The organism is Sphingomonas sp. JUb134 (assembly GCF_004341505.2).
Lineage (GTDB): Bacteria > Pseudomonadota > Alphaproteobacteria > Sphingomonadales > Sphingomonadaceae > Sphingomonas.
Window position 1 is genome coordinate 886513 of record NZ_SLYP02000001.1, and the last position, 23105, is coordinate 909617.

Below are 23105 nucleotides of genomic sequence, written 5' to 3' on the forward strand. Positions count from 1 at the left end.
CCTGGAACTGAAGTAAGTCGCATTGTATGCTGGCTCCGCTGATGAGGAGCTTGGCATGGCGAACGCGGGCGGCCGACCGACGATGCCTCTGGTGTTGGAGGCGGAGGAGCGGGACTATCTGGAGCGGCAGGTTCGCCGGCGGCGGGTGTCTCGCTCGATGTCGGAGCGGTGCCGTATTATCCTTCGCTGTGCGGACGGTATTCAGAGCAAGGTTGTCGCTGCTGAGTTGGGCGTGCACGAGCACACAGTCGGTAAGTGGCGACGGCGCTTCCTGAAGGACCGAGTTGAGGGACTGATGGACGAGGCTCGGCCCGGACGACCGAGAACGATCGACGATGATCAGGTTGCTGCCGTGATCGAGCGCACACTCCGCTCCACGCCAACTGACGCGACCCACTGGTCGATACGCTCGATGGCGGGTGCGACCGGCTTCTCCCACACGACGATCCGGCGCATCTGGTCGGCCTTTGGGCTGCAACCGCATCGGTCGGAGACGTTCAAGCTGTCGAGCGATCCCCTGTTCGTGGAAAAGGTCCGCGACATTGTCGGGCTCTATCTCTCCCCGCCTAACCGCGCGTTGGTGCTCAGCGTCGACGAGAAGAGCCAGATCCAGGCGCTCGATCGAGAGCAGCCGGTCCTGCCGATGATGCCAGGAGTACCCGAGCGGCGCACTCACAGTTACGTCCGTCACGGCACGACCTCGCTGTTCGCAGCGCTCGACATCGCTTCGGGGTTCGTGATCGGCAAATGCTACAAGCGTCATCGCGCCGCCGAGTTTCTGGACTTCCTTAAGCAGATCGACGCCCAGGTGCCGCCCGATCTCGATGTCCACATCATCATGGACAATTACGCGACCCACAAAACCGCGCTCGTCCGGGCCTGGCTCGCCCGCAGGCCGCACTATCATGTGCATTTCACGCCGACTTCGGCTTCGTGGATCAACCAGGTCGAGCGCTGGTTTGCCGAACTTACCCGCAAGCAACTGCGCCGCGGCGTCCATACCTCCACCAATCAGCTCGAGCAGGACATCCGTGCCTTCATCGAGCGCCACAACGAGAACCCGAAGCCCTACCGATGGACCAAGTCCGCCGACGAGATACTCGCCTCCGTAAAGCGCTTCTGCCAAGCCGCAGACCGTACGTTATGCGGCGAACTTTAGATTCAGGTGACTAGCGAGTTGTGCCAGAACGAAGAATTCGCTTGGCGAGAGCGAGCGCTCGCGGTCGACACCGAATGATAGGAACTGGAGGAAACGGATCATCCACTGGATATGGAAGATCAGAATCTGGAACCAGTCTGGTCTGTCATCAATATTCTTGTCCAACGGCTGTATGAACCGATGGTACATCTCGTCGGCCGTGCTGCGCAGCAAATCGCGATTGCCGGTGTGAAGCGCGAGGGAGATGATGCCCCCGAACTTTCGAAACGTCACACGCGGATTCCTGCCACCGAACATCTCCTTCGACAGGAGAAGTCCGATCTGCTCGACGATATCGTCGAGACCCGCGATAATGATCGTCTGGCCGGGGAGTCCGATCAGTGGATCGAGCTGCGGGACAAGCGTACCGGCCTCGCCGAGCGCGTTGCTGATGAACTCCACAGCTTCCAGTTCGACGAATTGCTCCGCAGCCTTCCGATAAGCATGCATCGCGGCCTGCCATCGTCCGGCATAAGCCTCGCAATTTCCGATATGATGGAGGATGGAACCGCGATTGATCGGATCGCCTTCCGCTTCCACGATTTCCAATGCGCTGACGTAAAACGGAAGCGCTTCTGCAGGCCGACCGCTGAACTCCAGCGCCCTGGCCAATTAAAAACCGGCACTCCGAACCCATTCGCCTTCCGGTCCGTTCAGCCTTTGGAGCGTGTCGTAGCTTTCGCGCGCGAGCGTGATGGCCCGCTGGTGGTCGCCATCGACTTCCGCAGCCGACGCTTGAAGCAGGCGTAGCAGCGCGAGCGGCTCTCCCTCGGCACCACGGCCAATCCTCTCCGCCTCTGCCAGAGCGAACGCTGCTGCTTCCCGATTGAAGGCTCTCTCGGCGAGGACCTGCATCTGATGCAGGAACTGGATCGAGTCGCTGAGCGACCCGAGCCTAGCTGCGGTCGCACTCGCGCGCTTCATGATCAACTGTCCGGCCTCGAACCGGCCCGAAGTAAAGAAGATCATCATGGTGGCATTCGCGAGGCCCATAACCACGTCCAGGAACTGGGGGTGGTTTCCGACATAGTCGGCAGCCAAGTCGAACGCTGCGATCGCATTCGGAAGTTCCCGCTCCATCAGAGCTTTGCCAGCTTCGACTTCGCCCCCTTTCAGGAGTTCGTTCTGAATGAACCACACCAGAACTGTCACATTCTCGCAGAACGCGATTTGCAGGTCCGCCATTCCTTCCAGCGGCTCACGCTGGACCGCGAACATGACGAAAGCGCGGCTCGGTGCCAGCATGGAAAGGACGACGCGTGCCGGCGAGCCCGGCTCAAAGGCATCATCGAAGACCATGTCGATCAGATTCCAGGCGTGGAGTTCCGCCGCGGCCTCCACCGGTTCACTGCCGACGAGTCGACTCATATCGTGGAAGCCGGGGCGCAAACCGCCTGGACTCATAGCCACTAGCCACAGCAACCGACGCTCCGCGACACTCAGGAGTGAATAGGCCAGGTCGAGACAGTGAACCAACGATGTCCGTTCCGAATGCTGTCGGCGCCGCGGCACGGAAACGGCCTCGGCGCCGAGACGCTCCAGCCGTTCGACAACGCCGTGGGTGCCGCCGAAGTGACGGATCAGAGCAGCCAGGATGCGAAGCGTCAGAGGATGCCCGTCGGCAAACTGCAGCAATTTCCTCGTGGCCGGCTGAAGCGAGCTGCCGCCGGCATCGGCGTCAAGCAGGTCAATCGATGCTTCCTCATCCAGCGGACCGAGCCGTAACTCCCGATCGAACCGTAACCAAGGAACACTCACCTGCGAGGTGACGAGGATCAGTTTATCGGTGCAGTCCGCGAGCAAGCGTTCAAGCAGATCGGCTACCTCGTCCTGGTCTCGGCCCAGACGCTCGATCCCATCGAACACCACGCACGCACGAGCCTCGTCGAGGAGAGGCCTTCCATTCTCGAACTCGATGCCGGCTCCTCGGGCTTGGGCGACGAGCGCATCTGCCACGGTGGACGAGCCGCCGAGGATATCCACGCCGATCCAGACGATGGGGCGCTCATCAACGGCAGTCCGCAGAGCATGCAGGGCGAGCTGGGTCTTCCCAATGCCGCCCATGCCCAAGATCGACAAGCTTTCACCCGAGCGGAGAGCGTCGACCGCTTCCGACAGTTCCGCGTCGCGACCAAGGAACTGCGGCGTCATCGGCGGCGCGGCAGCAATGGGCCAATAGGATCGGCGGGTCCCGGCTATGCGTCTTTGCACGCGAGCGATCGCGTCAGCCTTAATGCGCTCGATCTCGCTGCGTAGGATGGCGCCGGTATCGTATTTTCCATGGCAGTTGCCGCACAACCGAAGCAGATTGTGATGATGGTTCGATCGACTGGTTTCCCAGTCGACAATATGCGCGTCGTGGAGCGGTGCACCTTCTCCGCAGCGCGCGCACATTCCGCCAGCTTCGATCTTGAGATAATCACGCACACCCTTGGGTATCGGCGCCCGAGTGCCGTCAGGTGAGGGCCATGGCTCCCGGAGGTAGGCGTCGTAAGCTTCGAGCGCGTCCTTGCTGAATCGCGAGGCGGCCAAACCGTCGGCAGTCGGAAGCTTTCCGCCATCACGTCCCTTCGCGCCGTATCTGACGTAATGGAACAGCAATTCGGGCGTGATCTTGAGGTGGAGGCTTGCCTCCCTGACATCCAAGATGGACGAACTCATCACGCAGCCGATAGCCAGCTAGACGCGGCAGCGGACACGATTTTGTTCAGCCGTCGCATACTCCATGAGCCGATCGATGACCGTATCGAGCTGCGCGGCGGTCTTCGGCCAGATTGGCTCTGCGTGATTCAGCTGGATGTAGCGGCCCATCTCTTCAGGAGAAAAGTCTGAAAGATGCACGACGTCACTGAGAGCAGCCCGGAATCGCCGCTCATCGAGTGCGTGCGATGTGTCCCAGGTCGGCAATTTGCAGAAACTGTCGAAAACTTCGTACATTTGTGTTCTCCATCGAGCTCACATAGTAGAACATAAATTGAACGAAATGAAGGGGGAAGGGCCCACAAGCCCGTTTTTCAGTCGACAATTCTCGTAGCGCCAACATTGAAATATATGTTTGTGATATATCACGAATTTGGATGAGGCATAGATTTCGAGGCCAGCCTTGGCTTTCAGTGAAAAATGTGCCATTAATATACCGTGAGCTTATCACGATCAGAAAAATTGAGGTCGCTGCTCGACGCGTGGGAGCCGCACAGCGTCGCGACCACCGCCCATCTCAAGACCCTCGGAATAACGCCTCAGGATCTTCAGAACTACACCTCGTCGCGCTGGCTGGTGTCGCTCGGCCGCGGCGCTTTCAAGCGCCCGATGGAGACGGTGACCTGGCGAGGCGCGCTGTACAGCCTGCAGGCCCAGTTGCGACTACCCGTCCACGTAGGGGCGCTGACCGCACTCGAGATGTCGGGGAACAGCCATTATGTCCGGTTCGCCAACACCAAGGCTTATCTGTTCTCCCCGCTCAACGTCGCGCTGCCGCTCTGGTTCAGAACCCATTGGGGAGATGGCGTGCGGCATGTCCAGACCAAGCTCCTGCCTCCGGACCTAGGGCTGACAGAGCAGCAGACGCCCGAAGGCTTTGGGTTGCAGACATCCGGCGTGGAACGCGCCGCCCTGGAACTGCTGCATCTCGCCCCGAAGGAGTTCGACCTCGTCGAGGCCGGAATGATCATCGAAAGCATGACCTCGATACGGCCAAAGCTCATGCAGAGCCTGCTGGAGCAATGCACCTCGATCAAGGTGCGAAGGCTGTTCCTCTACCTTGCGGAGCGCGCCAACCTGCCGGTGATGCGTCATCTCAACCTTGACGGAATCGATCTCGGGACCGGCGATCGCAGCCTCGTACCGAACGGTCGCTATGTCGCAAAATATCAGCTGCTGCTCCCTAGGGAGTTGGTCGATCATGGCTGAGCCTTATCGCGACCAAGTTCGGCTGCTCCTCGATATCCTGCCGCTGGTGATGGCGGAGCCAGTCTTCGCGCTCAAGGGCGGCACCGCCATCAACCTCTTCGAATGGGATCTGCCGCGCCTGTCGGTCGATATCGACCTTACCTATCTGCCAAACCACGACCGAAAAGAGTCGCTCGCCGCAATCGGCGAGGCGTTGGCGCGGGTAGGTGGCGAGATCGAGCGGCGACTGGCACCGACCCGTGTCACTCAGGCGCGACAGGGCGGTGAGGGCATGGAGGTGAAGCTCAATTGCCAGCGCGTCCGCACCCAGGTGAAGATTGAGGTCAATCCTTCCCTCCGCGGCCATCTGTTGCCTGTGCGCGACTTGGCCTGCTCCGACCAGGTGCAGGAGCAATTCGAAGCCTTCGTGGAGGCGCGATGCGTGTCACACGGCGAGTTGTTCGGCGGAAAGATCTGCGCCGCGCTCGACCGCCAGCATCCCCGCGACCTGTTCGACGTCAAGCGCCTGCTCGATCAGGAAGGCCTGAGCGAGGAGGTTCGCCTTGGCGCGATCGCCGGTTTTGTCAGCCACGGCCGCCCGATCGCCGAACTCGTCGATCCAGCGCGAAAGGATCAGCGCGAGACCTTTCGGTCCCAGTTCGAAGGGATGCCCTTCGAGCCTTTCAGCTATGACGATCACCAGGCAACGCTCGAGCGCCTGGTCAGCGCGCTTCGCGGCTCGATCACCGACGATGACCGTGCCTTTCTCCTGTCCTTCGAGGCTGGCGATCCCGACTGGAGCCGTTTCCCCATCGCAGTGCTGGCCGAGTTGCCCGCGCCGCAGTTCAAACTGATGAACATCCGCAAATTTCGTGAGGTGAGTCCGGAGCGCCACGAGGCGGTTCTCAACGCCCTGAAGAAGTCGCTGTCATAACGCTCCGCGCGCCCCCCGAATCATCTTGCTGATCGCACTATCTCTCCCCTCAAACTCTTCGAAGGACTCGAACCGCATCGACAAAAAATGGGTAAGGGTATCGGCGATGGTATCACCTCGTTGCGGCTATCAAAAAAATGGCGGTTTTCTGCGGGAAATATGCGAGTTTTCGAGTCCTCTTCTGGCACCACTTTCTGGCGCTACGTGCGTCCGGGAAGGTCCGGCTTCGGGCCCCTCACATACTCGCCGGACGACCGGCTGTTCTTCTGGCCGCGTCCTGCTCAGCGAGTGGCCGGCCTGACTCAGCGCTTCTGCGGAAACAGCAGGACGGCGCCGATCCTCAGGCCGAAATCGGATCCGCCCGTCGGGCTTTCCAGCCAGTATTTTCCGCCGATCGACATGCTCAGCGCCTGCTGGCCGATCTTCAGCACCTTGGAATAGGAAAGCGAGACCGGCAGCTCCCACTGCTTGTGTTTCCAGTCGTAGCCGACGTCGACGTTGGTCGAAATCGTGCGGCCTTGCCCGATGTGCCAGGCGACGAAGGGCTGCACTTCGGTGGCGCTGATATCCTCGCGGTCGTCCTTGCCCGCGACCGACCAGAGGTGATCGGCGGAGAGGCCGAAGGTCATCGTCGCGCTCTGCCTCAGCAGCAATACCGACGGCCCCATCGCAAGCTTGCCCGAGCCGAGCTTGCTGCTGGTGGCGGTGGGCAGGCTGACCTGCGGGCCGACCGCCCAGATGAATCCCTTGTGGTTCGCCGGCGTGAAGGAGATCGTCTGGTTGATGTCGCCGAGCCCGAAGACGCCCCCGCGCGGCCCCGCCGGATCGGCATAGGCGAGCGGGAAGTCGGTGTGCGAGATGAGGTTCCAGTCCGCAGTCAGCCGGAACGGCAGCACCGGCTCCACGTCCAGCAGATAGTGCTGGGAGTTGCCGGTCTCGTCGCCGCCGATGCTGAGTTCCGAATGGACCGGAACGCTGATCATGAAGGACGCGGGATTCGAGACCCTGCGGGCCAGTTCGTCGATGTCGGTGGAGGGGTGGTCCTGGTCCTGATCCTGCGCGTGGGCGGCGGTGCAGCCCAGCGTCGCCAGCGCCGCGGCGGCGACCATCGAACCGAGCCAGGATGCGCAATGCAGCGTCACGATGCAACTCCACCCGCAGGGTCGAAGAGGCGCGGCGCAGGTCGCCGGCCCGGACGGCATCGGGTGTATCGCGGCGCGTTCCGGCCTGGCTAGCTGGGGGTTGCTCGCCCGACATTTGGTGAAAACACCCGATAACCGGGGCCGCCCGGCTGCTTCAGCTTCGCACCGCCCCCGTCGCGCGGGGCAGCCGCCTCGGCTGGCCGGGGCGTGCGTCGTACACAAAAAACCACCGGCGAGGCGGCGGAAGGAAGACGTCGGGTTGCGGTGGATCTTCTTCCCCCGGGCGCCGCTCCGCCAGCCGGGAGCGCGCCCCTGGCATCGGAGCGCTCATGACGATCCATCCGCCCGCCTCCCCTCCCAGCGGCTACAACATCCTGCTGGTGGTGGTCGATCAGGAGCGGCATTTCGGCCGCTATCCGTTCCCGGTGCCGGCGCGCGAGCGGCTGATCCGCGCGGGCACCAGCTTCAACCGGCACCAGAACTGCTCCAACGTCTGCACGTCCTCCCGCTCAGTGCTCTACACGGGGTGGCACATGCCGGCGACGGGCATGTTCGACAACTTCGGCCTGCCATGGATGACCAACGACCTCGATCCGGCGCTCGGCACGCTGGGGTCGATGATGCGGCAGGCGGGCTATTACGCCGTCTACAAGGGCAAATGGCACCTGACCGCCGCGTTCGAAGGGGGCATCCACACCGAACCCAAGCTCGCCCAGGTGATGGAGCGGTACGGGTTCAGCGACTATCACGGCATCGGCGATGCGATCGGCTGGTCGCAGGGCGGCTATCTGTACGACGAGATCATCGCCGCCCAGACGGTGAACTGGCTTCGCGGCACCGGCCAGACGCTGCGCCGGGCGGGGCGCAACTGGTTCCTCGCGCTCAACCTGGTCAATCCGCACGACGTCATGTTCATCGACACCGATCGGCCGGACGAGCAGGTCCAGTGGACGGGCGCGATCAACGAGGGCGGCGTCTCGATGAACCCGGCGCAACCGCCGGAGAACGAGCTTTACAAGGCGGAGTGGGCCGACGTCCCGCTGCCCGCCAGCCGCCACCAGCGGTTCGACGAGCCGGGGCGTCCGCAGGCCCATGCGGAGTACCAGCGCGCCCGCGCGGCGCTGGTCGGCGACTTCGCGGACGAGGACCGCCGCTGGCGCAAGCTGCAGGATTATTATTTCAACTGCATCCGCGACAGCGACCGTCATGTCGCGCGCGTGCTGGACGAGCTCGACAGCCTGGGACTCACGGAGAGCACCATCGTGGTCTTCACCTCCGACCACGGTGAACTCGGCGGCTCGCATGGCATGCATGGCAAGGGATCGTCGGTCTACCGCGAGCAGATCAACGTGCCGATGATCGTGGCGCACCCGGCCTATCCGGGCGGATCGGCATGCGAGGCGCTGACTTGCCACTTGGACGTGGCGCCGACGCTGCTGGCGCTGACCGGCCTTGCCGCCGAGCAGCGCGACGCCATCCTGGGCAAGCGGCAGGGCGTGGATTTCTCCCCGCTCCTGTCGCAACCGGAAGCCGCGCCCGTCGACGCGATCCGGGCGGACAGTCTCTATTGCTTCAGCATGTTCACCTATGCCGACGGCGATTACCTCGGGAAAGTCCAGGCGATCCGGCGAAGTGACGCGCTGACCGCAGAAGGGAAGCAGCTGGCGATCGGCAAGGTGCCGATGGACCTGACCAAGAGATCCGGCATCCGCTGCCTCTACGACGGCCGCTACAAGTTCGCGCGCTACTTCTCGCTGCGGCAGCACAACATCCCGGAGACGGTCGAGGCGCTGACGTCCTACAACGACCTGGAGCTGTTCGACACGGTCGAGGATCCGGGGGAATTGCGCAACCTGGCGGCGGACGGCGACGCGCATCTGGACCTGATCGAGGCGCTGAACGCGAAGCTGAACGCGATCATCGCGCGCGAGATCGGCCGCGACGACGGCAGTTTCCTGCCCATGAGCGGCCTGCAGAGCTGGGATGTCCGGCTGGTGATCGAGTGAGGGTTGCTGTGCCTCGCCTGCGGATCACCGCCGGGCGCGGGGGAGCAGGAACCTTCCCGGGGCCGTGCGGTTTCAGTCGGACCAGCTGGAGGACCAAGCCGTGGCGCAAAAGACCCTGGACACCCTGTTTCACGACACGCTCAAGGACATCTACTACGCCGAGCGCAAGATCCTGAAGTCGCTGCCCAAGATGAAGCGGGCGGCGCAGTCGGAGGCGCTCAAGGCCGCGTTCGAGAAGCACAAGGAGCAGACCGAAGGCCAGATCGAGCGCCTGCAGCAGGTGTTCGAAATCATCGGCAAGGCCCCGCGCGGCAAGACCTGCGACGCGATCGAGGGCATCCTGGCCGAGGGCGAGGAGATCATGGAGGAGTATAAGGATACTCCGGCGCTGGACGCGGGGCTGCTGGCGGCGGCCCAGGCCGTCGAGCATTACGAGATCACCCGCTATGGCACGCTCAAGCGTTGGGCCGGCGTGCTCGGCCTGAAGGATGCCGTGGCGCTGCTCGACGAGACGCTGCAGGAAGAATCGCAGACTGACGAGGACCTGACCGCGATCGCCGACGCCGAGATCAACGAAGAGGCGCTGCAGGAAGGCTGACCTGGGTTGTTGCACGGCGCGGAAGCGCGGGCGTAGCGCTCGCCGCATTGCGTGCCGCGGAACAGGCGGCGCGATGCGGAGACACGAGTGACGACGATCCTGATCAATGGCGAGGCACGCGAGGTCGACGTGCCGCCCGACATGCCGCTGCTGTGGGTGCTGCGCGACGTGGTTGGCCTGACCGGCACCAAGTTCGGCTGCGGCATCGCCCAGTGCGGCGCCTGCACGGTGCATGTCGACGGCAAGCCGGCGCGCAGCTGCGTGCTGCCGGTCTCCGCCGTCGGCAACCGGGCGGTCACCACCGTCGAGGCGGTGGGCGAGACCGAGATTGGCCGCAAGGTGCAGGAGGCGTGGCTGGGCGTCGAGGTCGTCCAGTGCGGCTATTGCCAGTCCGGCCAGATCATGTCGGCAGCGGCGCTGCTGGGGCGCAACCCGGCGCCGGATGATGCCGCGATCGATGCGGCCATGTCGGGCAACATCTGTCGCTGCGCCACCTATCCCCGCATCCGCGCCGCCATCAAGCGGGCGGCCGGGCTGCCGGCGGAGACCGTCTGATGCATGGCCCTGTCGGCCGGCCCGCCTATGGCGTGCTGGAGCCCGAGGACCTGAGCGTCGCCTCCCGCCGCCGGTTCCTGAAGGCGGGCACGTTCATGTTCGGGTTCGCCGTGCTGGCGCGCGCGGGCAAGGCGGCGGCGCAGAGCCAGGGCGAGGAGCCCTCGCTGCGCGCGATCACGCCCGGCGGGCCGGAAAGCGGCGCCGCCTTCGACGGCTTTGCGCCGGGCGGCTTCATCCGCATCCCGCCTGAGGGCAAGATCACCTTCATCATCCCGTCGACCGAGATGGGGCAGGGCATCTACACCGGCGAGGCGATGCTGCTGGCCGAGGAACTGGAAGTCACACTCGAGCAGGTGGAGGTGGTGCCGGCACCGCCCAACGAGCTGCTCTACAGCCAGCCGATCCTGAAGAGCCAGGCGACCGGCGGATCGACTTCCACCCGCGGCGCCTGGGGTCCGCTGCGCCAGGCGGGTGCGGCCGCGCGCACCATGTTGATCGCGGCCGCCGCCCAGCGCTGGAACGTCGCGCCCGACACCTGCTTTGCCGACCAGGGCCGCGTCTATTGCCGCGCCAACGGCCAGTCGCTGCCCTATGGCGCGCTGGTGCAGGCGGTGCGCAACCAGCCGGTGCCCAAGAACGTGCCGCTCAAGCAGCCGGGCCAGTTCAAGCTGATCGGGCGATCGCTGCAGCGGGTGGACACGCCGTCCAAGGTCAACGGAACGGCGGTGTTCGGCATCGACGTGAAGGTGCCGGACATGAAGGTGGCGGTGATGGAGATCTGCCCGGCCCAGGGAGGGCGGCTCCGATCGATGGAGGACCGCGGCGCGCGCACCGTACCGGGCGTGGTCGACGTGCTGCGCATCGACAATGCGGTGGCGGTGGTCGCCGACCATTTCTGGGCGGCCAAGAAGGGGCTGGAGCAGCTGGAGCTGCGCTGGGACTTCGCGGGCCACGAGAAGGTGTCGAGCGAGCGGATCCTCGCCGACCTGAAGCATGCGTCCGAGAACGGCAAGCCGATCCTGGGCCGCGAGCTGGGCGACGCCGACAAGGCGATGGACGACGCGCACAGCCGGGTGGAGGCGGTGTACGAGCTGCCGTTCCTGGCGCACGCCACCATGGAGCCGATGAACACCACGGTGCATGTGCGCCCGGACGGCTGCGACATCTGGGTCGGCACCCAGGCGCCGACCGCGGTGCAGGGTGCGGCCGCCAAGGTGCTGGGCATCCCGCCCGAGCGGGTGATGGTGCACAACCACCTGATCGGCGGCGGCTTCGGCCGGCGGCTGGTGGCCGAAAGCGTCACCCAGGCGGTGCAGTTCGCGCGCCAGGTGCCCTATCCGCTCAAGGTGGTGCAGACGCGCGAGCAGGACATCCGCCACGACCTGTTCCGCCCGGCCTATTACGACCGCATCGCCGCCGGGCTCGGCCCGGACGGGCTGGTGAAGGTGATGACCGACCGGATCACCGGCGGATCGGTGCTGGGCAGCTACCTGCCGACCGGGCTTCCGGACGGGACGCTCGACACCGACGCGGTCGAGGGCGCGGACCGGACGCCTTATTCGATCCCGGCGGTGCGGGTGGACTGGATCCGGCGCGACCCGCCGATCAAGGTAAACTGGTGGCGCGGCGTGGGCCCGGCCCACAACGTCCATGTGGTGGAGAGCTTCCTGGACGAATGCGCGCATTCGGTGGGGCGCGATCCGGTGGAATATCGGCTGGCGATGCTGAAGGACAATCCGCGCTCGCACCGGGTGCTGGAGATGGCGGCGCGCCGGGCCGGGTGGGGCAAGCCGCTGCCGCCGCGCACCGGGCGCGGGGTATCGCTGCACGACAGCTTCGGCAGCCACCTGGCATTGGTGTGCGAGGCGCATGTGACCCCGGCGGGCGAGGTGCGGCTGCGCCGACTGGTGGCGGTGATCGACTGCGGCCAGGTGGTGAACCCCAACAGCGTCCAGGCGCAGATCGAGGGCGGCGTGCTGTTCGGCCTTTCGGCGGCGCTCTACAATGCGATCACCATCAAGGAAGGCCAGGTCGAGCAGAGCAACTTCAACGACTATCGCCAGCTGCGGATCAACGAGACGCCGCCGTTCGAGGTGCACATCGTCCAGAGCACCGACGATCCCGGCGGCGTGGGCGAGGCGGGCACCGTGTCGGCGGCGCCCGCGCTCGCCAATGCGATCTTCGCGGCGACCGGCATCCGGCTGCGGCGGCTGCCGATCGACCGCGCGGCGCTGATGGAGAAGGACGCGCACAAGCGCGTGATCGCGCCGCCCGCGGTGGCGCTGGGGCTGGGCGCGGCAGCGCTCGCCTGGGGTAGCGACACGGGAGGCGCGGCATGAAGGGCTCTCGCCTCAGGCGTTTCGGCCTGGTCGCGCTGATCGTCGCCGGCCTGCTGCTGGTGGCTGCGATCGCCTTCTTCGCCTGGCCCGCCAAGCTGGAGGCGGTGGCGCCGAGCCCCGCCCAGCCGACCGGCCGCGCCCTGGTGGAGAAGGGGCGCTACCTCGCCACCGCCGCCGACTGCGTCGCCTGCCACTCGACACCGAACGGCGAGCCCTTTGCCGGCGGTCTGGCGTTCAAGCTGCCGTTCGGCACCATCTATTCGTCGAACATCACGCCCGATCCCAAGAACGGCATCGGCGCGTGGAGCGATGCCGAGTTCGTGCGCGCGGTACGCCACGGCGTGCGCAACGACGGGCAGCAGCTGTATCCGGCGTTTCCCTATACCGCCTATACCCACATGAGCACCGACGACGTGCTCGCGATCCGCGCGTACCTCAACACGCTGCGGCCGGTGAACCAGGCGGTGGCGGTCAACCAGCTCTCCTTCCCGTTCAACCAGCGCTATCTGATGCGCGCGTGGAAGCTGCTGTTCATGCCCAAGCAGCCGCTGCGGCCGGACCCGAACCAGTCGGCCGAATGGAACCGGGGCGCCTATCTGGTGGAGGGCGCCGGCCACTGCGCCGAGTGCCACACGCCGCGCAACCTGCTGTATGGCCTCAAGAGCGGGCAGAAGTTCGCGGGTGCGACGACCCAGGGGTGGAAGGCGTACAACCTCACCAGCGATCCCGAGACGGGGATCGGCGACTGGTCCGTGGAGGAGATCACGCGCTACCTGGCGACCGGGCACACGCCGGGCCGCGGGGCTGCGGCCGGATCGATGGGCGAGGCGGTGAGCCTGAGTCTGAGCCGGCTGACCCCGCAGGACCTGCGCGCGATGGCGGTGTATCTGAAGACCATTCCGCCCAGGCCCGGCACGCCGGGGTCCAAGGTCAACCCGAACCCGCCGCTGATGGCCGCCTCCACCCCGTTCGCGCCGGCACGCGCGGAAGTGGGTCCGGACGCCGTCGGGCTGCGCATCTTCGAAGGCGCCTGCGCCAGCTGCCACGGCTGGGACGGGTCCGGGACGCACAGCCCCTATGGCGAACTGCGCGGGGCGCAGACGGTGAACGATCCCGAGGCGACCAACCTGGTCCAGGTGATCCTCCATGGTTCGGAGATCCGCACGCCGCAGGGCGGGGCGTCGATGCCCTCGTTCGGCCGCGCCTATGACGATGCCGAGATCGCGGCGGTGGCCAACTATGTGCTGCGCCACTTTGGCGGCAAGGCCGCGACCGTGACGCCCGAGCGTGTGGCCAAGGCCCGGCGCGAAGGGGAGTAGCGACGCCACGCGGGCATCAGGGGGGCGGGGCTCGTTCCTGCCCCCTTTGGCCCTGAAGGCAGGATTCGAGCGGGGGCGCGGCTCGCTCTTGCCGAGGATGAAGCACAGCATCTGTACGGATCGACCACCCCAGGCCATAGATCAGACGGTCTGCGTGCGGTTGGGGGGAAGACGGTGCGGCGCTTGCTTCGACGATCGGACCGAGAATTGGCGGAGGAGGTCAGCCAGGAACGGCCGGCCGAGGTGTCGCCGGATCTGGCCTATGAGCTCCAGTCCAAATTGCTGGACCAGCTCGCGACCGTCAGCGTGGCCGGGGCGGGACTGGCCATCACGCTGATCGGAAGCCTGCTCCAAGGGGCGCCGGGGTCGGTGTGGATTTCGGTGGTCTTCTTCGGCTTGGCGGCATTGACCGCGGTCGGCGGCAACGTCCGGCTGATCGACGGGATCTTCCATCGCAAGGCTGTCCTGCGCCGCAGCAGGTTGGACGTTCAGGTCGCGATGGCGATGATCGGTGCCGCTGCCGGATTCCTCAGCATGGAGATCTACTCGCAGTCGAGCCGGTCCCCGGAGCGTGCGCAGGCGGCGCAGCAAGCGACCGCGCCGGCATCTGGAGATGCTTCAAGGCCGCGCCCGTAACGAACAAAGAAAAGGCCAGCGCGTCCGGGAAGAAGCGCTGGCCCGAGGGGTTCGGTGGGGGCCGAAAGGGGTACGTCGCCCGGGAAGAGCGGGGTCTTCCCCGGCATTGCGGGTTCTCCGCGGCGGCGCCGATCAGGCGATCCGGTCGGGATCGTCCTCCGGCGCTTCGGGCGGCAGGTTGCGTGCGTCCGTCTCGGGCGTGCCCGCCTCCGACGCCTGCGGCGCGCGCTGGCCGGTGCCGCGAGCCTCGGCGAAGCTGGTGCCGGAGCTTTCCTCCACCACGATCGCGCCGTCCTCGGTCGCCACGGTGCGGCGCTGTTCCGGATGCCCGGCCGAGGGATCGCCGCCGCGCTCGCCGCGGAAGCCCGAGACGCCCTGCGCCTGCTGGTCGGAATTGCCCTCGCGATCCAGGGGGATGCCGGTTCTCTTGTCGGTCACGGATGTGCGCTCCACTTCGATCGTCCGGCAGACCAACCACGCGGGGGCGGCGCTGTTCCCGCAAGCCGGACGAAATGCGTTTCAGCCGCGCCAGTCGCGGATGGCGCGATCATAGCGATCGCGTTCCTGGTCCCGCAGGCGTTCGAGCCGTGCCTGCTCGGCCGCCTGGCGCTTCTCCAGGGCGCGGCGTTCGCGCGCGAGCTCGGCTTCGCGCCGGGCGAGCGCTTCCTGCTCCTCGGCGTGGCGGGCTTCGGCGTCGGCCACGGCCTGCTCCGCCTCGCGCAGCGGCGTGCGGTCGGGCTTGGGTTTTGGCTTGGCCTTGGGCGCGCGGGCGGGCTTCTCCGCCTCGTCCGCGGGTCGTGCCCGGCGGGGCGGGTCCTTGGGAAGGGCGGCGATCTGCTCGGCGGTGGTGCCGCGCAGGCGGCGGATGACCGTGCCGGGGTTCGCCAGCGGCTCGCGGGTGAGCTCGGGATCCTCGACCCGTTCGGCGACGCCGCGCGCGAACAGGTCGTGGTCGCTGCCCCAGGCTTCCAGCGCCGCCTTCTGGCTGGGCGCGGCGACATAGGCGTCGTGGAAGCCGATGGGGGTGCGGAACACCTTGAGCTTGGCGGCGCGGGCCATGGGCGCGCCGCGGTCAGCCGGCGGAGCCCGGCTCCGACAGGCCGCGATGGGCCTGTGCGGCGGCCCGGTCGGGCAGCGCGTCGGCGATCGCGCCCAGCACCTTGTTCTTGAGCGTCGGCAGCACCTTGTCCTTGCTGGCCATCAGCGCATCGAACCCCGCCTTGGCGACGACGGCAGGATCGTCCTTGTTCGCCTGACCGGCGCGGGTGTCGTCCATGTCGGCGCGGTGGAAGAAGTTGGTTTCCGTCATGCTCGGCATCAGCACGGTGACGGTGATGCCGGTGTCCTTCAGCTCGTTGCGCAGCGCTTCCCCGAACCAGCGCAGGAAGACCTTGGTGCCGCCGTACACCGCCTCGAACGGGTCGGGCATGGTCGCGGAGATGGAGGAGGTGAAGAGCAGCTTGCCGCTGTCGCGCGCGACCATGTCCTTGAGCACGAGCTTGGTGAGCTGCACCGCGCCGCGGACGTTGAGGTCGATCATCTGGAGCTCGGTCTGGAGGTCGGTCTCCACGAACGGGCCGCCGAGCCCGATGCCGGCGTTGACGCACAGCACGTCGACCGGGCGGCCGGTGGCGGCGATGGCGCGATACAGGGCGTCGACCGCCTGCTCCTGGCCGAGATCGCCGGCGTGGATGTCGACCCGCGCACCGGTGCCGGCGAGTTCGGCCGCGGCGGCGTGCAGATGGGCTTCGTCCTGGGCGGCGATCAGCAGGTCGTAGCCGTTCTCGCCGAACTGGCGGGCGAGTTCGAGGCCGATGCCGTTGGAGCCGCCGGTCACGACGGCGAAGGGACGGGGGGCGGTGTCTGTCATCGGGCGGTGTCCTTGATGCGGGGCGCATCCAGGAACGGGCGAGGGGGCGAAAGGCTGCGCACCCCGTCGGCGGGCGCTAGCGGCGGCGGCCGATCTTCACCAGCGCATAGCCCATGACGCCGCTGATCGCGATCGCCACGACCAGCCCCGCGACCGCCCCCCAAGTTGCGCCATCCGGCCCCGCGACGAGGCCGCCGAGCACCAGCCCGAGCAGCGGCAGAACGACAAGCGACAGGCATCCGACCGCAATCATGCGCCGGGGATAGCCAGGGAAGGGAACGCGGCCAAGCCGGGCGGCGGCGCGGGGAGGTCCGGGGATGCGCCGGATCGACGCATGGTGGGCGCTGACGGGCTCGAACCGCCGACCCTCTCGGTGTAAACGAGATGCTCTACCAACTGAGCTAAGCGCCCGGTGGCCGTGCCGGTACGCGAATGGCGTGCCGGCTGCAAGGGTCAGCCGCGGGCGTTCAGGCGCTGCATCGCCTCCGCGGCGATGCGGGTGCTGCGGCGGCGGTCGGCGGGGTCGTACATGGCGCCGGTGATCATCACCTCGTCCACCTTGGTCCGCTCCAGGAAGGCAGCGAGGCCGCGCTCGACGGTGTCGGGGCCGCCGATCGCCGAGCATTCGAGCACCTGGTCGAGGATCGCGGAGCCCTGCGGGCCGATCGAGTCGCGGTAGTTGGCGACCGGCGGCGGCATCTGGATGGCGTTGCCGGTGCGGATGGCGACGAACGACTGCTCGGTCGAGCTGGCGAGGAAGCGGGCTTCCTCGTCGGTGTCGGCGGCGAGCACGTTGAACGCGGCCATGGCGTAGGGCTTGTCGAGCTGGGCCGAGGGGCGGAAGTCGCGGCGGTAGATGGCGAGCGCCTGGTCGAGGGCTGCCGGCGCGAAGTGCGAGGCAAAGGCATAGGGCAGGCCGAGTGCAGCGGCGAGCTGCGCGCCGAACAGGCTGGAGCCGAGAATCCACAGCGGCACGTTGGCACCGCCGCCGGGAACCGCCTCGATGCCGGTGCGACCGTCGGCCGCGAAGTAGCTCTGCAGCTCCATCACGTCCTGCGGGAAGGCGTTGGGATCGCTGTCGAGCGTACGGCGGAGCGCACGGGCGACGCGCTGGTCGGAGCCGGGCGCGCGGCCGAGGCCGAGGTCGATGCGGCCGGGGAACAGCGCGTCGAGGGTGCCGAACTGCTCGGCGATGGTGAGGGGCGCGTGGTTGGGAAGCATGATGCCGCCTGCGCCCACGCGGATGGTGCGGGTGGCGGCGGCGACATGGCCGATCACGACCGCGGTGGCGGCGCTGGCGATGCCGGGCATGCCATGGTGTTCGGCGACCCAGTAGCGCTTGTAGCCGAGTCCCTCGGCATGGGCGGCGAGATCGGCGGCGTTGGCGAGGGCGGTGCCCGCGTCGCCACCGGCGACGATCGGAACCAGGTCGAGCAGCGAATAATCGGTCATGGACCAGAGATGGGGACGCAGGTGCCGCACGCCAACCATGCGGCCGATGCAGCGGCTTGCCCGGCGGAGGGCCGGTGCCTAAACGGGCGCCGTCCATGACCCCCGCGCTCGCCCCCATCCGCACCTGGATCTTCGATCTGGACAACACGCTCTATCCGGCGAGCGTGAGCCTGTTCCCGGCGATCGACGCGCGGATGACGGCCTATATCGCCGAGCATCTGGGGATGGAGCCGGCCGCGGCGCGCACGCTGCAGAAGCAATACTACCATGCCCATGGCATGACGCTCGCCGGGCTGATGGCCGAGCACGGTACCGACCCGCACCATTTCCTGGACTATGTCCACGACGTGGAGATGGACGTGCTGGAGGATCTGGGGCTGGCGGCGCGGATCGGCGCGCTGCCGGGCCGCAAGCTGGTCTTCACCAACGGTGACGCCAGCTACGCGGCGCGGGTGCTGGATCGCATCGGCCTGGCCGAGACGTTCGAGGCGGTGCACGACGTGCATGCGACGCAATACCGGCCGAAGCCCGACCCGCTCGCCTATCAGGGGCTGTGCGACGCCTATGCGATCGATCCGACGACGGCGCTGTTCGTCGAGGATCTTGCCCGCAATCTCAAGCCGGCCAAGGCGATCGGCATGACCACCGTGTGGATCGACAACGGCTCCGAACAGGGGCCGGGCGCCGACCGCAGCTTCATCGACTATACGGTCGCCGACCTGGGCGACTGGCTCGACACCATCCTGGAGACATCCGCGTGACCGACCTGCAAACCACCATCGACGCCGCCTGGGACGATCGCGCGAACCTGGGCCTGTCCACCACCGGCGCGGCGCGCGAGGCGGTGACCGAGGCGCTCGCGCAGCTGGATGCCGGCACTGCGCGCGTCGCCGAGCCGGACGGGCAGGGGGGCTGGCGCGTCAACCAGTGGCTGAAGAAGGCGGTGCTGCTGTCGTTCCGGCTGAACGACAATGCGGTGATGGAGGGCCCGGGCGGCGCCAACTGGTTCGACAAGGTGCCGTCGAAGTTCCAGGGCTGGGACGAGGCGCGCTTCCGCGACGCCGGCTTCCGTGCGGTGCCGGGCAGCGTCGTGCGCCAGGGTGCGTTCGTCGGCAAGGGCGCGATCCTGATGCCGAGCTTCGTCAACATCGGCGCCTATGTCGGCGAGGGGACGATGGTCGACACCTGGGCGACGGTCGGCAGCTGCGCGCAGATCGGCAAGAACGTGCATCTGTCGGGCGGTGCGGGCATCGGCGGCGTGCTGGAGCCGCTGCAGGCGGACCCGGTGATCATCGGCGACGGCGCCTTCATCGGCGCGCGCGCGGAAGTGGCCGAGGGCGTGCGCGTGGGCGAGGGTGCGGTGCTGTCGATGGGCGTGTACCTGGGCAAGTCGACCAAGATCGTCGATCGCGCGACCGGCGAGGTGACGATGGGTGAAGTGCCGCCGTATGCGGTGGTGGTGCCCGGGTCGCTCGGCGGTGGCGAGGGCAAGCCGGCGCTGTACTGCGCGGTGATCATCAAGCGGGTGGACGAGAGCACGCGCGCGAAGACGGGGATCAACGAGCTGCTGCGGGATTGAGGTCGTTGTGCTCCTGCGCAGGCAGGAGCACAGGGTACCGGGCGTTGCGCTGTGTGGCCCTAGGCTCCTGCCTGCGCAGGAGCACGGTCGGCGCAGGTTTCAGGCGATCCGCGGCAGACCCAGCCTGGGAATTTCGATCGCCGGGCAGGCGTTCATCACCACTTGAAGCCCGGCGGCCTCGGCGCGGGCGGCGGCGGCTTCGTTGATGACGCCGAGCTGCATCCAGACTGCCTTAGCGCCGACGGCGATCGCCTCGTCCACCGCGTCGCCGGCGGCGTTCGAGTTGCGGAAGATGTCGACGATGTCGATCGGCTCGCCGATCTGGGCGAGCTCGCGGAAGACGAACTCGCCGTGGACGTGCTCGCCGGTGATCTGCGGGTTGACCGGGATCACGCGATAGCCGTGGCCCTGGAGATAGGCCATGACCCCATAGGAGGGCCGGCTGGGGCGATCGGAGGCGCCGACCAGCGCGATGGTGCGGGCGTTTTCGAGAAGCGTCCGGATGTCCTCGTCGCGGGTCAGCGGCATGCGGTTATCCCTGTTTGCGGTCCAGCCATTCGCCGACGGATGCGGCAATCTGGTGGAACGCGGTCGCCTCCGGCCCGTTCCCGGCGGCCGGCGGTGTGCCCGCGTCCGACGCCTGGCGCACTGCCATCGCGAGCGGGATGCGGCCGAGGAAGGGGATGCCGAGCTTCGCGGCCGCAGCCTCTGCGCCACCCTGCCCGAACGGCTCGGACGCCTCGCCGCAATGCGGGCAGACATAGCCGGACATGTTCTCGACCAGGCCGATCACCGGCACCTCGGCCTTGGCGAACAGGTCGATCGCGCGGGTGGCGTCGATCAGCGCCAGGTCCTGCGGCGTCGAGACGATCACCGCGCCCGCCGGCTTGTGCTTCTGGATCATGGTGAGCTGCACGTCGCCGGTGCCGGGCGGCAGATCGACCACCAGCGTGTCGTGGAGGCCCCAGTCGGCCTCGGCCAGCTGGGTGAGGGCACCGCCCGCCATCGGCCCGCGCCAGGCGATCGCCTGGCCGGCGGGGACGAGCTGGCCCATCGAGAGCAGCGGCACGCCATAGGGGGTCTCGACCGGCAGCAGCTGCTTCTCGCGCGCTTCCGGCCGGGTGCCCTCGACCGCCAGCAGCTTGGGCTGCGAGGGGCCGTAGATGTCGGCGTCGATCAGGCCGACCCGGCGGCCGGCGCGGGCGAGCGCGATCGCGAGGTTGGCGGCGACGGTCGACTTGCCGACGCCGCCCTTGCCGCTGGCAACCGCGATCAGGCGGCGGCCGACGCGCTCGCTGGTCTGGGCGACGCGCACTTCGGCGATGCCGGGCGTGGCGAGCGCTGCGGCGCGGACGTCGGCCTCCAGCGCGTCGCGCGCGGCGGTGGGAAGCCCGGTCACGTCGAGGACGATGCTGGCCCGCGAGCCCTCGACCCGCGCGGTGGCGCGGCCGGCGGCGACGGGGGCGAGGGCGGCTTGCAGGGCAGAACGGTCGGTCATCGCGTCGCAGATAGGCGCGCAGCAATGTCTTGCCACTGTAAATTGCGCTCCGTCCTCCTATAAAGAAGGGATGCGAAGCTTTTCCGGCTGGTTCGCACGCGCCGGCGTGCTCAGGAACGACAACATCAAGGGTCCCTGGGGTGGGCGCGGCGGTTCCGAAGGCGGATCCGGCGGCGGCGACGGCCCGAGCGGCCCGAGCGGCCCGCGCAACCCGTGGAACCTGCCCCCCGACGGCCGGCGCGCGCGCCCGGCGACGGCGACCTCGCTGGAGGATTTCCTGCGCCGCGCACGCGGCGGCGGGGGTGGCGGCGGCAATGGCGGCCGCGGTGGGCCGGGCCTGCCGACCAATGCCGGCAAGCTGTGGCTGATCGGCCTGATCGTGCTGGTGGGGCTGTGGCTGATCACCTGCGTCCACGTCGTGGGTCCGCAGGAACGCGGCGTCGCCACCAGCTTCGGCCGTTACACCGGCACGCTGGATCCGGGCTTCAAGCTGACGCTGCCGACGCCCTTCGCCTCCGTCCAGATGGTGGACGTGAAGGAAGTGCGGACGGAGAACTTCCCGGCGGGCAACCAGCCCAACCTGATGCTGACGGGCGACCAAAACATCGTCGACCTGGGCTATTCGGTGCGCTGGGACATCAAGACGCCGGAGAACTACGTCTTCGAGATCGCCGACCCGCGCGAGACGGTGCGCGCGGTGGCCGAGAGCGCGATGCGCGCGGAGATCGCCAACGTCGAGCTGGACCAGGCGATCGGTGCCGGCCGCATCGGCATTCAGGGCGACGTGCAGCAGCGCATGCAGGCGCTGCTCGACGAGTATAAGTCGGGCATCCGCATCCTGGGCGTGGCGATCAAGCAGGCGGCGGCCCCGGCCGCGGTCGACGACGCGTTCAAGGCGGTGACGGCAGCGCAGCAGCAGGCGCAGTCGAACCTCAACGACGCGCGCGCCTATGCCCAGCAGGTGATCGAGCGGGCGCAGGGCGATGCCGCGCAGTTCGATCGCATCTACGAACAATATCGCGCCGCCCCCGAGGTGACCCGCCGCCGGCTCTATTACGAGACCATGGAGCAGGTGCTGCGCGGCGCCGACAAGACGATCGTCGAGCCGGGCGTGCAGACCTATCTGCCGCTGCCCGAGGTGCGCCGCCGCGCCACCGCCCCGACGACGCCCGAACCGCCCACGCCCGAGGCGATGGAGACCGCACGATGAGCCGCAGCCTGTTCCGCAATCCCGTGGCGATCGGGATCGCGCTGCTGGTGCTCGCGATCCTGGCGGTGAGCTCGATCGCGATCGTGCCGGAGGCCAAGCAGGCGGTGATCCTGCGCGTCCAGCAGCCGATCGCCATCGTCAACCGCTATGAGCCGGGCCAGCCGTTCGGCCGCAGCGGTGCCGGCATCGTGCTGCGCATTCCCTTCCTGGACCGCTTGGTGTGGGTGGAGAAGCGCGTGCTGGCCGTCGAGCTCGACAACCAGCAGGTGCTCTCCAGCGACCAGCAGCGGCTGGAAGTGGACGCGTTCGCGCGCTTCCGCATCGTCAATCCGGTGCAGATGGTGGTGACGGCCGGGTCCGAGCAGAGCGTGGCCGACCAGCTGCAGCCGATCCTGGGCTCGACCCTGCGCGGCGAGCTGGGCAAGCGCCCGTTCGCGGCGCTGCTGAGCCCGGAGCGCACGCAGGTGATGGAGAATATCCAGACCGCGCTTCAGCGTACCGCCGCGCAATATGGCGCCGAGATCGTCGACGTGCGGATCAAGCACGCCGACCTGCCGGAGGGTAGCCCGCTCACCAGCGCGCTCAACCGCATGCGCTCGGCCCGGCAGCAGGAGGCGGTGACGATCCAGGCGCGCGGCCAGAAGCAGGCGCAGATCATCCGCGCCGATGCCGAGGCGCAGGCGGCGCAGATCTACGCGCAGAGCTTTGGCAAGGACGCCGACTTCTATGCGTTCTGGCGCGCAATGGAATCCTATCGCACGACCTTTGCCAAGGGGGAGGACAACGGCGATACGTCGATCGTGCTGTCGCCGAACAATGGCTATCTGCGGGAGTTCCAGGGTCGAGAACGCTGAGGAGACCGTGCCGGGGGGCATTCAAAT

At 67.3% G+C, this 23105-nt stretch carries 24 protein-coding genes and 1 tRNA gene; 13 read left to right on the forward strand and 12 right to left on the reverse strand.

From position 1 onward, the window contains the following. The first annotated feature begins 55 nt into the window (after positions 1-55). Positions 56-1159: an IS630 family transposase gene (locus EDF69_RS04150; protein ID WP_132884640.1), complete on the forward strand. Its 1104-nt coding sequence runs from the start codon at positions 56-58 to the stop codon at positions 1157-1159. On the opposite strand, the gene EDF69_RS04155 is transcribed toward EDF69_RS04150, so the two are convergent. Genes EDF69_RS04155 through EDF69_RS04165 form a run of 3 tightly spaced genes read right to left on the reverse strand, consistent with a single transcriptional unit; the run spans position 1142 to position 4135 of the window. After that, entirely contained in the window at positions 1142-1810 is a 669-nt protein-coding gene (locus tag EDF69_RS04155; RefSeq protein ID WP_132882312.1) for a tetratricopeptide repeat protein, read from the reverse strand. The two genes, EDF69_RS04150 and EDF69_RS04155, sit on opposite strands and share 18 nt — an antisense overlap. Beyond that, the gene (locus EDF69_RS04160) at positions 1811-3859 is read right to left on the reverse strand and encodes an HNH endonuclease signature motif containing protein (protein WP_132882313.1); all 2049 of its coding nucleotides are present in this window, start codon (positions 3857-3859) and stop codon (positions 1811-1813) included. Positions 3860-3877: 18 nt separating this feature from the next. Further along, positions 3878-4135, reverse strand: coding sequence for a hypothetical protein (locus tag EDF69_RS04165; protein ID WP_132882314.1), 258 nt, complete (start codon positions 4133-4135; stop codon positions 3878-3880). 225 nt (positions 4136-4360) lie between these two features. Between EDF69_RS04165 and EDF69_RS04170 the strand changes: the two genes are divergently transcribed. Further along, positions 4361-5107: a type IV toxin-antitoxin system AbiEi family antitoxin domain-containing protein gene (locus tag EDF69_RS04170; protein ID WP_239555284.1), complete on the forward strand. Its 747-nt coding sequence runs from the start codon at positions 4361-4363 to the stop codon at positions 5105-5107. Then, positions 5100-6020 (forward strand): nucleotidyl transferase AbiEii/AbiGii toxin family protein, encoded by a 921-nt coding sequence (locus EDF69_RS04175; RefSeq protein WP_239555286.1) that lies wholly within the window; start codon positions 5100-5102, stop codon positions 6018-6020. Before EDF69_RS04170 ends, EDF69_RS04175 begins: the two co-directional genes overlap by 8 nt. A 302-nt stretch (positions 6021-6322) precedes the next feature. Here EDF69_RS04175 and EDF69_RS04180 read toward each other — a convergent pair whose 3' ends face one another. Then, positions 6323-7162, reverse strand: a complete 840-nt coding sequence (locus EDF69_RS04180; protein ID WP_132882316.1) for a transporter — start codon at positions 7160-7162, stop codon at positions 6323-6325. A gap of 329 nt (positions 7163-7491) precedes the next feature. Here EDF69_RS04180 and EDF69_RS04185 point away from each other — a divergent pair, with 329 nt between their 5' ends. The 6 genes from EDF69_RS04185 to EDF69_RS04210 all read left to right on the forward strand — a co-directional run bounded on the left by EDF69_RS04185 (position 7492) and on the right by EDF69_RS04210 (position 14615). Continuing rightward, positions 7492-9168, forward strand: coding sequence for a sulfatase-like hydrolase/transferase (locus tag EDF69_RS04185; RefSeq protein ID WP_132882317.1), 1677 nt, complete (start codon positions 7492-7494; stop codon positions 9166-9168). Positions 9169-9268: 100 nt separating this feature from the next. Continuing rightward, positions 9269-9766: a DUF892 family protein gene (locus tag EDF69_RS04190; protein WP_132882318.1), complete on the forward strand. Its 498-nt coding sequence runs from the start codon at positions 9269-9271 to the stop codon at positions 9764-9766. A gap of 87 nt (positions 9767-9853) precedes the next feature. Continuing rightward, positions 9854-10321, forward strand: coding sequence for a (2Fe-2S)-binding protein (locus EDF69_RS04195; protein ID WP_125961247.1), 468 nt, complete (start codon positions 9854-9856; stop codon positions 10319-10321). Beyond that, entirely contained in the window at positions 10321-12660 is a 2340-nt protein-coding gene (locus EDF69_RS04200; protein WP_132882319.1) for a xanthine dehydrogenase family protein molybdopterin-binding subunit, read from the forward strand. The genes EDF69_RS04195 and EDF69_RS04200 overlap by 1 nt, the downstream gene beginning before the upstream one ends. Continuing rightward, on the forward strand, positions 12657-13979 hold the full coding sequence (locus EDF69_RS04205) for a c-type cytochrome (protein ID WP_132882320.1): 1323 nt from the start codon (positions 12657-12659) through the stop codon (positions 13977-13979). The genes EDF69_RS04200 and EDF69_RS04205 overlap by 4 nt, the downstream gene beginning before the upstream one ends. Positions 13980-14186: 207 nt before the next feature. Next, positions 14187-14615 (forward strand): hypothetical protein, encoded by a 429-nt coding sequence (locus EDF69_RS04210; RefSeq protein WP_125961241.1) that lies wholly within the window; start codon positions 14187-14189, stop codon positions 14613-14615. Positions 14616-14747: 132 nt separating this feature from the next. Here the strand turns inward: EDF69_RS04210 and EDF69_RS04215 are convergent, their stop codons facing one another. The 6 genes from EDF69_RS04215 to EDF69_RS04240 all read right to left on the reverse strand — a co-directional run bounded on the left by EDF69_RS04215 (position 14748) and on the right by EDF69_RS04240 (position 17937). After that, positions 14748-15053 carry a hypothetical protein gene (locus tag EDF69_RS04215; RefSeq protein ID WP_125961239.1) on the reverse strand — a complete coding sequence of 102 codons (306 nt, stop codon included), beginning with the start codon at positions 15051-15053 and terminating at the stop codon, positions 14748-14750. An 81-nt stretch (positions 15054-15134) separates the two neighbouring features. Further along, positions 15135-15674, reverse strand: coding sequence for a hypothetical protein (locus EDF69_RS04220; protein WP_132882321.1), 540 nt, complete (start codon positions 15672-15674; stop codon positions 15135-15137). Between the two features lie 13 nt (positions 15675-15687). Beyond that, positions 15688-16485 (reverse strand): SDR family NAD(P)-dependent oxidoreductase, encoded by a 798-nt coding sequence (locus tag EDF69_RS04225; RefSeq protein ID WP_132882322.1) that lies wholly within the window; start codon positions 16483-16485, stop codon positions 15688-15690. A 76-nt stretch (positions 16486-16561) separates the two neighbouring features. Then, entirely contained in the window at positions 16562-16738 is a 177-nt protein-coding gene (locus EDF69_RS04230) for a hypothetical protein (protein WP_165284571.1), read from the reverse strand. A gap of 82 nt (positions 16739-16820) precedes the next feature. Further along, positions 16821-16896: transfer RNA gene (locus tag EDF69_RS04235), tRNA-Val, on the reverse strand. Between the two features lie 42 nt (positions 16897-16938). Then, positions 16939-17937 carry an LLM class flavin-dependent oxidoreductase gene (locus tag EDF69_RS04240; protein WP_125961342.1) on the reverse strand — a complete coding sequence of 333 codons (999 nt, stop codon included), beginning with the start codon at positions 17935-17937 and terminating at the stop codon, positions 16939-16941. 95 nt (positions 17938-18032) lie between these two features. Here EDF69_RS04240 and EDF69_RS04245 point away from each other — a divergent pair, with 95 nt between their 5' ends. Both EDF69_RS04245 and dapD read left to right on the forward strand, forming a co-directional pair. After that, positions 18033-18698 carry a pyrimidine 5'-nucleotidase gene (locus EDF69_RS04245; RefSeq protein WP_132882324.1) on the forward strand — a complete coding sequence of 222 codons (666 nt, stop codon included), beginning with the start codon at positions 18033-18035 and terminating at the stop codon, positions 18696-18698. After that, positions 18695-19516, forward strand: a complete 822-nt coding sequence (gene dapD, locus EDF69_RS04250; RefSeq protein ID WP_132882325.1) for a 2,3,4,5-tetrahydropyridine-2,6-dicarboxylate N-succinyltransferase — start codon at positions 18695-18697, stop codon at positions 19514-19516. The genes EDF69_RS04245 and dapD overlap by 4 nt, the downstream gene beginning before the upstream one ends. A 99-nt stretch (positions 19517-19615) precedes the next feature. Here dapD and EDF69_RS04255 read toward each other — a convergent pair whose 3' ends face one another. Both EDF69_RS04255 and EDF69_RS04260 read right to left on the reverse strand, forming a co-directional pair. Then, entirely contained in the window at positions 19616-20044 is a 429-nt protein-coding gene (locus EDF69_RS04255; protein WP_132882326.1) for a CoA-binding protein, read from the reverse strand. A 4-nt stretch (positions 20045-20048) separates the two neighbouring features. Continuing rightward, a complete protein-coding gene (locus EDF69_RS04260) occupies positions 20049-21014 on the reverse strand; it encodes an Mrp/NBP35 family ATP-binding protein (RefSeq protein WP_125961229.1) in 966 nt (321 codons plus the stop codon). Positions 21015-21084: 70 nt separating this feature from the next. Between EDF69_RS04260 and hflK the strand changes: the two genes are divergently transcribed. Together hflK and hflC are read left to right on the forward strand one after the other, a co-directional pair. Further along, entirely contained in the window at positions 21085-22224 is a 1140-nt protein-coding gene (hflK, locus tag EDF69_RS04265; RefSeq protein ID WP_132882327.1) for a protease modulator HflK, read from the forward strand. Beyond that, on the forward strand, positions 22221-23078 hold the full coding sequence (hflC, locus tag EDF69_RS04270; RefSeq protein WP_125961841.1) for a protease modulator HflC: 858 nt from the start codon (positions 22221-22223) through the stop codon (positions 23076-23078). Before hflK ends, hflC begins: the two co-directional genes overlap by 4 nt. Positions 23079-23105: the final 27 nt, after the last annotated feature.